This window comes from Flavobacterium sp. (genome assembly GCF_043720215.1).
Lineage (GTDB): Bacteria > Bacteroidota > Bacteroidia > Flavobacteriales > Flavobacteriaceae > Flavobacterium.
The window spans coordinates 1-1,611 of sequence record NZ_JAYSSZ010000130.1; the positions used below are offsets into that span (position 1 = coordinate 1).

The window sequence follows — 1,611 nt, forward strand, 5'->3', positions numbered from 1 at the left end:
AGTTTGAAACGAGTTCCTGCTTCAGTAGCTTTAATTAGTTGTAGCTCTAAATCTTCCATGTTGGAATTTTCGTAACGATAACGTGCTGCTTTACACAAACGAACTCCATCTATTATTGATGCATGATTTAAACTGTCAGAAATAATACAATCTTCTTCTCCGAGTAATGGTTCGAAAACACCACCATTCGCATCAAAAGCTGCTGCATATAAAATGGTATCTTCTGTTCCATAGAAATCAGCAATCTTTTGTTCTAATGTTTTATGAATGTCTTGAGTTCCGCAAATAAAACGTACAGATGACATTCCGAAACCATGTGAATCTAAAGCATCTTTTGCTGCCTGGACTACTTCTGGGTGCGAAGACAATCCTAAATAATTATTGGCACAAAAATTAAGAACCGTTTCTCCATTAACAGTAATTTCTGCTCCTTGTGGCGAAGTAATAACTCTTTCACGTTTGAAAATTCCGTTTTCCTCGATTGTGTTTAACTCGTTTTGTAAGTGTTGTTTAATTTTTCCGTACATTTTTATGTGTATTTGGTTATTCGTTTATTCTATTTTTGACTATTTTCTACAAATGTACTATTTCTAAATTCTCTCCTATATATATGAGTGATTTTTTCTGCACATTAAATCCCATTTCTATCAGTGCAAATTCATACTCTTTTAGTTGATTTTCGTATTTTGGTTGGTGCTTTCCGGTTTTGTAATCTAACAAATAAGCATTTTGTCCAGAAATAGTAACTCGGTCTGGTTTTATAGTTTTCAAATCTTTTTTAATAATAGATTGTTCATTAAAAACTTTAGCATTCTCATCAAAAAAGTCTTTTAATTCGGGATGAAAAATGATTTCAGTAATCGTTTTTTCTACTTCTTGTTGCTGATTTTCGGTAATCAATCCGTTTTCTAATGCTTTTTTTATTGCCAATGGAATATCTTTTTTAGTTTTAACGAATGATAAAATTTCATGCAAAACGTTACCAAATTCGATGGCTTCCTGCTGATGCGTTCCCCACATGAGCGATTCTCGTTGTGCAATTTTTATAGCATTTGGATTGATAACTGAATTTACAACTTCGATGTTTTTACGTTTGGCTTCCAATGGTTTTTGTTTAGAAATTCTTTTTGGATTTCCAAATTCGTAATTCAAAATAGTTGAATCGAAATTTTTGTAATCTTCTAAAAACTCAATAAATAATGAAGCCGAATTATTAGGCAAATCTCCCTCTTTGTTTCTTCCTTTCATACTAGAAATAATATACAATTGTTCTTCAGCACGCGTTAATGCTACATACAAAACATTAATATTATCTAATAAATCTTCTTGTGATTTCTGATTGTAAACTGTAGCTGCATTTTCTCCATATTCTGCTACTTTACTAGACTTGTCTATCAAAAATTTATCAAAATCTAAATCGTCAGAATGAGAATCAATCCACATTTTTTCTCGTTTGGGCGCACTATAATTTTCTTCGGCAAAAGGAAAAATAACCACAGGAAATTCTAATCCTTTCGATTTGTGAATGGTCATGATCCGAATCGCATTAGATCCTTCGGCCGACGGGATACTTAGTTTGTGCCCATTTTTGTTCCAATAATCTAAGAAATC

The 1,611-nt window shown here is 32.3% G+C and carries 2 protein-coding genes; both read right to left on the minus strand.

Translation table 11 applies throughout. From position 1 onward, the window contains the following. On the minus strand, positions 1-527 hold a 527-nt coding region (locus ACHZC3_RS06175), incomplete at its 3' end, for an aminotransferase class I/II-fold pyridoxal phosphate-dependent enzyme (RefSeq protein WP_394759003.1). Between the two features lie 46 nt (positions 528-573). Continuing rightward, positions 574-1,611, minus strand: a 1,038-nt coding sequence (locus tag ACHZC3_RS06180; protein ID WP_394759004.1) for a 3'-5' exonuclease, incomplete at its 5' end; no start/stop codon positions are given.